The organism is Marivirga sp. (assembly GCF_024636815.1).
Taxonomy (GTDB): Bacteria; Bacteroidota; Bacteroidia; order Cytophagales; family Cyclobacteriaceae; genus Marivirga.
Genome location: NZ_JAGXGF010000201.1, coordinates 1 through 9,823, shown reverse-complemented (window position 1 = coordinate 9,823; position 9,823 = coordinate 1). Strand labels below are relative to the sequence as shown.

Annotated in this window: 7 protein-coding genes; 4 read left to right on the top strand and 3 right to left on the bottom strand. The window is 33.7% G+C overall.

Annotated elements, in window-relative coordinates; all coding sequences use genetic code 11:
- The 3 genes from Q0L29_RS14540 to Q0L29_RS14530 all read left to right on the top strand — a co-directional run.
- Positions 1-1,992 (top strand): adenylate/guanylate cyclase domain-containing protein (locus Q0L29_RS14540; protein ID WP_296622832.1); only part of this gene is annotated, 1,992 nt, incomplete at its 5' end.
- An 80-nt stretch (positions 1,993-2,072) separates the two neighbouring features.
- Positions 2,073-2,654: an HD domain-containing protein gene (locus tag Q0L29_RS14535; protein ID WP_296622830.1), complete on the top strand. Its 582-nt coding sequence runs from the start codon at positions 2,073-2,075 to the stop codon at positions 2,652-2,654.
- Complete coding sequence (locus Q0L29_RS14530; RefSeq protein WP_296622829.1) at positions 2,651-5,983, top strand: cyclic nucleotide-binding domain-containing protein; 3,333 nt, start codon at positions 2,651-2,653, stop codon at positions 5,981-5,983. Before Q0L29_RS14535 ends, Q0L29_RS14530 begins: the two co-directional genes overlap by 4 nt.
- 165 nt (positions 5,984-6,148) lie before the next feature.
- On the opposite strand, the gene Q0L29_RS14525 is transcribed toward Q0L29_RS14530, so the two are convergent.
- From Q0L29_RS14525 to guaB, 3 genes are all read right to left on the bottom strand, one after another.
- Complete coding sequence (locus Q0L29_RS14525) at positions 6,149-6,568, bottom strand: nuclear transport factor 2 family protein (protein WP_296622827.1); 420 nt, start codon at positions 6,566-6,568, stop codon at positions 6,149-6,151.
- A 111-nt stretch (positions 6,569-6,679) separates the two neighbouring features.
- Entirely contained in the window at positions 6,680-7,630 is a 951-nt protein-coding gene (locus Q0L29_RS14520; RefSeq protein ID WP_296622825.1) for a hypothetical protein, read from the bottom strand.
- A 162-nt stretch (positions 7,631-7,792) separates the two neighbouring features.
- Positions 7,793-9,265 (bottom strand): IMP dehydrogenase, encoded by a 1,473-nt coding sequence (guaB, locus tag Q0L29_RS14515; RefSeq protein WP_296622823.1) that lies wholly within the window; start codon positions 9,263-9,265, stop codon positions 7,793-7,795.
- 111 nt (positions 9,266-9,376) lie between these two features.
- On the opposite strand from guaB, the gene Q0L29_RS14510 reads away from it, so the two are divergent.
- The coding region (locus tag Q0L29_RS14510) for a carbon starvation CstA family protein (RefSeq protein WP_296622821.1) at positions 9,377-9,823 on the top strand (447 nt) is incomplete at its 3' end.

The following is a 9,823-nucleotide window of genomic DNA, read 5'->3' as shown; positions in this document are numbered from 1 at the left end:
TATATCCTATTTATTTTATTGATAATTCCCTTAACCTTAACCGGTCAAAATAATAAAATAGATAGTTTAAAATCACTACTTAAAAAAAACATAGCAGATACTCAACAAGTAAATATCCTTAATGACATAAGTTCTTCCTTTTTTCAAATTAATGGAGACTCTGCAATTTACTACGGAAATAAGGCGAAGGAATTAGCTGCGGCAAATGATTTTGAAAGAGGTCTTGCATATGCTAATAAAAACATTGGAATAGCTTATTATTATCAAGGAGACTTTAAACAGGTATTGTCCTTCTGGGAGGAATCTTTAAAATCATTTAAAGAAATCAATGACAAGGACGGAGTATCTAATCTAATCAATAATATAGGGGCTGTTTATTTTGCTTTTGGAGATGATGCAGTTGCGCTTGACTACTATCTCAAAGCATTACAATTTGCTGAAGAAATTGAAGCAGAATCAAAGGAACTGAGAATATATTCAGCTTTAGTCAATATTGGAACTCTTTATACAAACAAGGAAGAAACCTATGAAAAAGCGTTAATTTATTTTAGAAAAGCTATCAGATATCTTGACTTCATTGATGATCAGCAATCTATTGGAAACTTATATACAAATTTAGGCTCACTTTTTATGGATTTAGAGCAATATGACTCTTCTATATATTATCTAGATAAGACACTTGAGACTTACAAAGACTCCAATTTATACGCTCAACCATTACAGACTAAAGGGAAATTATTAGTTCAAAAAGGGAATATTCAAGAAGGAATTAAATTACAAACTCAAGCAGTAGAATTATCAAAAGAAGCTGGACAAAAGCAATTATTAGCTAAAGCTCTAATTGGTTTAGGCGAAAGTTATATTATTCAAGGTCAGAACACAAAGGCAATAAGTGAGTTAAAAGAAGCAAAAGAGGTTTCAGAAAATTTAGATCTTAAATATGAATTAAAAGATATTTATCAGTTCTTATCAAGAGCGTATTCGAATTTAAATAATTATGAGCGTGCATATTACTTCAATGATTTATATGCTGCTATGAAAGACACTGTTTATAATATTGAAACAGCCGATAAAATTAGAGGACTGCAATTTTCATATCAAATAGAAAAAAAGCAAGATGAAATAAATCTTCTAGAAGCTTCTAACGAAATCCAACAATTACAAAATAAACGACAATTAGCCATTAGTTGGGGAGCTGTTATTGCAGGGGTTTTAATACTGTTACTGGCTATTGGTATTTTCAGACGATACAAGTTTATGAAGCAGATGAAACTAGTTCTGGAAAAAGAAAAAGATAGATCTGATAACCTCTTATTAAATATATTACCCGAAGAAACAGCGGAGGAATTAAAAGAAAAGGGATTCACCGAACCAAAATATTACGATTCTGCTTCCATTCTATTTACTGATTTCAAAGGTTTTACTAATATATCTGCTAAAATGACTCCGAACCAATTGGTTTCAGATTTACATGAATGTTTCAAGATGTTTGATATCATCACTTCTAGATATGGTTTGGAAAAAATTAAAACTATTGGAGATGCATACATGGCAGCTGGCGGACTTCCTAAAGAAAACTCAACTCATCCGGATAATGTAGCTAGAGCAGCATTGGAAATCAGAAATTACATGGATAAACATAGGGCTGAAAGGGAAAAAGAGGGCAGAGTTTTTTTTGAAGTTAGGATAGGTATTCATACTGGTCCTGTGGTAGCTGGTGTGGTAGGAATTAAGAAATTTGCTTATGATATATGGGGTGATACAGTAAATATTGCTGCACGTATGGAATCAACTTCCGAAGCAGGAAAAGTAAATATCTCTGAAAACACTTATCAACTAATTAAAGATAAATTTGAATGTGAGTACCGTGGTGAGATTGAGGCCAAGAATACGGGGAAATTAAGGATGTATTTCCTAAATAATTTGAAAGTGGGTGAATTAGAGCCTGTTAGAGATGAAAAATCGAAAGTAAATCAAGAATATGTATCTTAAATATCATTTATAAAATTTAATAAATATTTGCTTATAATGTTAGCATATAGTAATTTGTTCTCATCTATCAACCCAAAATTATGGACTTTAAAAGAGCCAAGCAATACGCATTAAACCGTTTATATAACGAACTCTCTCCTGATCTTTATTATCACCATGTGAGCCATACGCTGGACGTCTGTAAAGCTATAACAGAAATTGCCAAAGAAGAAGGGGTTTCTGAAGAAGAATTAATACTATTAAGAACAGCAGGATATTTTCATGATTTGGGTTTTGTAAAACAATACCTTAATAACGAACCCATTGCGGCCAAAATCGCTAAAGAAAAATTACCGGAATTAGGATATAGCGAAAGGCAAATTGAAATTATAGAACAATTAATTCTGGCTACAAAAGTACCCCAAGAACCCAATAATCACTTAGAAAAAATTATTTGTGATGCTGACCTTGATTATTTAGGAAGAGATGATTTTTATGAAATATCTCAATCATTACTAAAAGAATGGCAAGCTTACGGTTTGGTTGAATCTGAAGAAGAGTTCAACTATAAACAGGTTTCATTTTTTGAAGCGCATCATTTTTTTACAGAAACCGCGATTAAGAACAGGAAACCTTTAAAAGATATGCATTTAGCTGAATTGAAAAAAACATTGATTCAGTGAATATAAAATTATCAATACTCTTAAAACTTCAAAAAGCACTTAACCTTCGAGAAGGGGAAAGAACTACTGTAATTCTATTACTAGTATTTTCATTTTTCCAGTATTTCGCTCTTGCTGTACTATTTGTGACGGCAAGTGCCATTTTCTTAACGGACAATTCTATCAGAGAACTGCCTTATGTATTTATAGGGACCAGTGTCTCACTAATTGTTTTATCTGCAATATATGACCAGCTAGAAAAAGTCCTTTCCATGAGAAGCATTATCATTGCTGAAGCGATAATGATGTGTACTATAATTGTTGTTTTTAGATTTGGTTTCAATTATGAGCTTTCCTGGATTGGATATGGTTTAATTATAGGCCATAGGGTAATTGCTGATTATATAGAAGATGGCTTCAACCGTCTTGTCTTAATGTTATTAGATGTCAGACAAAGCAAGCGCTTATATGGCTTAGTAACCTCCTCTGAAATACCTGCCAATATTTTAGGCTATTTGACTGCTTCCTTGCTCATTCCTTTTATGGGTACTATCGATTTATTATGGATTTGTGTCGCTGGGCTTCTAATTTCTTTATTTGTTTTATTACTGATCGTCTCAGGAAAACGTAAAGTCACTATCGATAAGTTTGATCATGAGAATCATGAAGAATTTCGACCTATTAGCACAAAAGAAAAGTCTACTTTAATTGAGAAGTTATTTAAAACAAAATTTATATTCTTACTTAGTATGACCATAAGTGCTTCGGTCATATCTATTATTTTTATCGAATTTGCTTTCCTTTATAAAATTGATTCTGAAACAACCAACCAAAAAGATATTGTACAGTTAATTTCCATTGTATTCGGTATTGGTCAATTTATTGCCTTCTTCATTAAATCCTTCCTCTATAGTCTTATTCAGCGTAACTTTGGTATTAGATTTAACTTATTAGTTTTACCTGTCACCTTAGCTGCAATCAGCATATTGGTTATCATCGAAAGCTTTTTTCCTAACTCTTCTTCTTTACTAATTTATTCATGGATATTCATCATGCTGATTAGTGAGGTATTGAATTCTTCATTATACAAAACCACCTTTATTTCATTATTACAACCTCTGGAGCGCAAAATGAAAATGGCTGGCTATAAAATCATGAATAATGTGGAAATTTTTGCCATAGGATTAGGAGGTTTGATATTAGTTATAACCTATTCTGAAAGCAATGATAGTTTGGTGTATTACAGTTATTTATTATTAGGAGGAGTAATATTATGGATAGTTTGTATTCCTTATCTAAATAAAAGTTATCTGTCCACATTAGAGAATGTGCTTTCTAAAAGATTTATTGAAACCTCTGCATTAGATATCAATACGCCTCAAACTATTCACATCATTGAAGAAAAATTAAAAAGCCGACATCCTGGGGAGGTAATTTATGCACTGGATGTTCTCAGTAAAGATGACTCTGAAAATAATACAAAATTATTTACAAATCTGATTGTACATCCTGTGCCTGAGGTTAGGCGAGAAGTATACCAAAGAATTATAGATTTTAAGGTAGTGGGCATGCTGGATGTTGTTCATGATAGAATTCAAAATGATGAGGACTCAAATATTAAAAAACTAGCGGTTCAAACTTATTGCTTTTTAGGCGAGGGTAATATTACGGAGGAAATAGTGCCCTTACTGGATGATGAAGATGCTTTAGTTCAAGCAGGGGCAGTAGTGGGCTTAATTAGTTACGGTGGAATTAATGGTATTATATCGGGTGGTCAAAGATTATTGGAGTTTATCAATTCAAAAAGCCCCAAACAAAGAGAGTTTGGCGCTTATGTGATTGGAGAAGTAGGCATTCACAATTTCTATCGACCAATTCTCTCTTTATTAGATGATAAAAACTTAAACGTTCAAAAGACAGCTATAAAGGCTGCGGGGAAAATAAAACATCCTAAACTTTTTGAATCCTTAGTAGAAATGGTTGGGACTAGCAACCTATTTGAACCAGCTATGATTTCTTTGATTAAATGTGGGGAAAATGTTTTGGATGCATTTAATCCTGTTTTAAAGCGTGAAAACACAGATTATAAATTATTAAGACGTTTAGTAACTGTTACTGGTAGAATAGATTCCCCTAAATCAATTCAGCTTTTAAAAGATAAGTTATATTATCCAAATATAGAGATAAGGGATCAAATCCTACAATCATGCATACAGTTAAATTACGCTTCGACTCCAGAGGAAAAAAATTACATCTTAAAAACTATACATTCAGAAATGGCTGATGCCACATGGTTATTAAAATTTATAAAAGTCTTACAACACACCGATCACTGGATGCAAAAGTCTAATTTTAACATTGTAATTCAGGCTCTTAATATCGAATTAAGGCATCTGGTAAAAAGGATGTTATATCTGCTTTCAATTCTTTATGAATCAAAGGAACTTAGTCAGGTATGGGAGCGTCTTCAAATGAAAGATAAAACTAAAATTGCTAATGCATTAGAAATTGTAGATGTTTTGGTCGCAAAGGAATTGGCACTGGTTATTATGCCTTTATTAGAAAATTATCCTATTTCTCAGCAGATTAAAATTTTGAGTAATAAATACCCTATTCCTGATTATTCATTGGATCAATTCTTAGCGCTATTACTGAGCAATGAAAATTGTCCTAAAGTAATTCCCTGGACACGGGCAGTTGTTATTTATTCTGTTCAGCAAATTCGAATTCCGGCACTTGTAGAAAAGTTAAAAGAAATAAGTAGAAGTGAGGAAGCTTTATATGCAGAAACGGCCAACTATACCTTAGCAAGAGTAAAGCAAATTGAAGAAGAAAATCAGAATGATGATGGCACGCTATTAAGTCAAAAAGTGAGAGACAATATTAATATGGAAACTAAACTTTTAACAATCGAAAAAGTGATGGCACTAAAAACTACTGCCATTTTTAAGGAAACACCAGAGGATTTATTGGTTGATATTGCGGCCATTTTACAAGAACTAACCTTTATGGAGGGTAGTGAAATTGTGAAAAAATCTGAAATAGGAAACTGCATGTATATTATTTACTCTGGGTCGGTTCTTGTACATGATGGGGAAGTGAAATTGGCAGAATTAAAAGAAGGGAATTTCTTTGGAGAACTTGCTTTGTTAGATGCTGAACCTAGGTCTGCATCAGTAACAGCTCTTGAAGATAGCCTTTTGCTTAGGATTGATCAGGAAGCTTTCTACGAAATTATGGCTGACCGATCTGAAGTGATCCGAGAGATTATGAAAATACTTTGTGAGCGCTTAAGAAATCAGAATATTGAAGTTTCTAAACTAAGAGAAGAATTAAAATTGGTTAAATAAAAAGTTAATCTTAATGCTGTCCTACTCCTTTTTCACTTATGCATTATCCAATTTTTCATTCAGTTCATGTAGTTCGTCTTGTACTTCTTTGTAAAACATAAAATGAACAACTACTGAATTTTGATTGGAAAGGTCAGTGCTCATGGGTTCTTTTAGTTTATAATTTTATTTCGATAATTTCTTCTTTATGCTCCGGATTATTCCGCCCAAAATAGGTATGTTTTCATAGAACAGCTCCCCGGCATCAAAGTAGTCTCTTTGCTTAATTATTTTATCTTCTATTATAAGAACTGAAATACCTGATGCTTTAACATTCTTTATGGGTCTTTTTAATTTGAGGTTCATTTCCCAGCTTAAATAAGCTTTATTATCCACAATTGATTCATCCGTAAATAGAAATGAGCCTTCTATCAGATTGTCATTCAATTTTTGAAAATATTCTTTGAGGTTTTCAATACCTTTTATTTCGTGAATTGGGTCTTTAAATACTATATCAGCTGAATAGATTTCATTTAAAATAGAATTGTTTGAGAAATCTATTTGTGAGAAGTAATTCTTAAACTTTTCAATAATTATAGTTTTCATAATTATTCGGTAAATAGGCGGTAAATATTTTTAACCCGATAAGTTTTTATTCTTTTTTAGCAAGCTAATATAGTCTTTGGATTACTTCTCTACCTCTTCGTCTATTACTAATTAAAGTCGCTTTGTGAAACTTAAGCCAAGACCTACATTGCTCCCCCGAGTCGGAAAGCTATAGACATTCCAAGACAGCGATTTTTCTTTGGGTTTTTTGTTTGTTAATAAATTCCAACTACTTAATACCATGGTGGTTGTTCCTAGCCCAATGTTCAACAAAGACAGATTCCTTTGACCTGTATTTTGAGAGATTCCGTTTAAAGTCATTTCTACTTTAGGATAATTTAATGCACCAAGAGTTATTTGTCCTGCTCCTGAAATTAATCCTAAAATAGGAACTGTTTTATTGGTGGTTTCTTTAGCAATCTGAATTCCGTTTATCGTACTTAATGACAAATTCATTCCACTCATTAAAGACGAAGGAACTCCGTAAGCTGCTGAGATATTATTTACATTCTGGGAGTTAAGATATCCATATTGAGGTTGTATCATTGCACATTCTTCCTTTGAGAGCCCACTAGACTGAATCCAACTGTCAACTGTCTGGTCATTCATTGCTAATAAATACTCATATTTGAAGTTAGTATTTATTTCTTCCGCAATTTTTCTCCCAGCAGTTTGTTCAATCAAGTATCCAACAGCACAAATATTACCGTTTTTGTCAATAAAGCACGGTTTTCTTTGTTCAGGATAATCATAATTTCCAGGAAAAACTCCCGCTGTCCAATACTCTTTAAGCAAGTCAAGCATTTTAAGTCTATTTTCTTGTTGCTCATTCGTGAAATTGGAAACGTCTTTACTTCTCAAAACCTTCTCAACATATTTTAAATGTGTTTTAATTCTTAAATCCTCCTTTGTTTCTTTAGTTGGCAGGTTTTCGAAAGTTTCTAAAAAGCTAATATCGCCAATTACTGGGTTTACAGTCTGGTCAATTTCAATTGATTTTCTATTGCAACTAGACAAAATTGACAACAGGAAAATCGTCAGAATAAATTTTGATGCCTTCATATTTTTTGATTTTAATTGGTTCTTTTTAAGGTTCTAAGCAAACCTTAACACAATATAACCAAAAAATTAGTTAATTTAAAGCCCACCAAAAAAATAGCGTCAGTTTCCCAACGCTATTTTATCTATTCTTATGTCTAGACTCTAGGTTCTAGTATCTAGGTTCTACTTTCTGCTGTAATTCGGTGCTTCCCTTGTAACATGTACATCATGCGGATGGCTTTCAGCTACTCCTGCTGCTGTGATTTTTACAAATTTAGCTTCCTTTAATTGTTCAAGATTTCCAGCTCCACAATAGCCCATTCCAGCTTTTAGTCCGCCTATCATTTGGTGTAATACTTCTGATACCAACCCTTTAAATGGGACTCTTCCTGAAATACCTTCCGGCACTAATTTCTTGATATCATCTTCTGCATCCTGGAAGTAACGATCTTTACTTCCCATATTCATGGCCTCCACTGAGCCCATTCCTCGGTAAGATTTGAATTTTCTTCCTTCAAATAAAATCATTTCTCCTGGTGCTTCCTCTGTTCCCGCTAAAAGCGAACCTATCATTACGCTATCCGCACCACCGGCTAAAGCTTTTACTATATCACCTGAAAAACGAATACCTCCATCAGCAATAATCGGAACTCCAGTATCTTTTATAGCTTTATACGTTTCGTAAACTGCAGACAATTGAGGTGCGCCTACTCCGGCTACTACTCTGGTGGTACAAATACTACCCGGACCAACACCTACTTTTACGGCATCTGCGCCAGCAGCTACCAATGCTTTCGCGGCTTCAGGTGTAGCAATATTTCCTACTATCATTTCCAAATCAGGATATGCCTTCTTGATACGAGCGGCAGTGTCAATTACTCCTTTGCTATGCCCGTGTGCAGTATCGATGGTCACCACGTCTACTCCGGCCTTCACCAAGGCATCAATTCTTTCTTCGATATCTCCTGTCACTCCAATTGCCGCTCCTACTCTCAGCCTTCCGAATTCATCTTTACAGGCATTAGGCTTATCTTTTTTCTTAAGGATATCTTTATAAGTAATTAATCCCATCAAAATTCCCGACTTATTAATAATCGGCAATTTCTCAATTTTATACTCTTGCAATACTTCTTCTGCACCTTCTAAATTAATACCTTCTTCTGCAGTAATTAATTTATCGCTAGTCATTACTTTTTCAACCGATACTTTTCCGTCCTTCTGAAACCTTAAATCTCGGTTGGTTACAATGCCCAATAATTTTTTATTAGAATCTACTACCGGAATTCCTCCGATTTTATTTTCCCTCATGATTTTTAGCGCATCACCTACTGTGCTGTTGATGTGCAAAGTAATAGGATCTAAAATCATTCCACTCTGAGAACGCTTCACTTTTCTGACCTCCATAGCTTGTTGTTCGATGGTCATGTTTTTATGAATAAATCCAAGACCACCTTCTAGTGCAATGGCAATAGCTAAATGATGTTCCGTTACGGTATCCATAGCAGAGGAAACCAAAGGAATGTTAAGGGTTATATTTCTTGTTAGTTTTGTGGAAGTGTCAGTTTCTCTTGGTAATACTTCTGAATATCCAGGAAGCAATAATACGTCATCGTATGTTAAAGCTTCGTAAACGAATTTGGATGTGTCTAAGCTCATAATGCAAATAATTAGCTGTGATTATTTGCAGGGCAAAAGTACGAACATACTTTCATTATCGGAAATTTGTTGCTAATATTATTTTATTAAGAGCCCATAAATTTTATCTATATGAGTTTACCTCTTCTATTGCTTCTATCGGCTGTAGTTCTAATTGTAGCTTATTTCACTTATGGCCGGTTCATAAGTAAGAAATTTGATATTAAAAATGATAAACCCACGCCTGCTCATGCTCAGGCGGACGGTGTAGATTATATCCCGTCCAATAAATTAGTGGTTTTAGGTCATCATTTTGCTTCCATTGCAGGTGCAGGTCCAATAGTTGGTCCTATCATAGCGGTAACTTTTGGTTGGATTCCGGCCGTGATTTGGATTATAGTTGGTGGGATTTTTATAGGCGCAGTGCATGATGTTGGAAGTATGGTCGCTTCCTTAAGACATAAAGGAAAATCCATAGGTGTAATTATCCATCAATATATCGGCATGAGTGGAAAAAGGCTTTTTTTAATCTTTAGTTTTTCCACTTTAATTCTCATCATTGCTGTTTTTGCAGATATC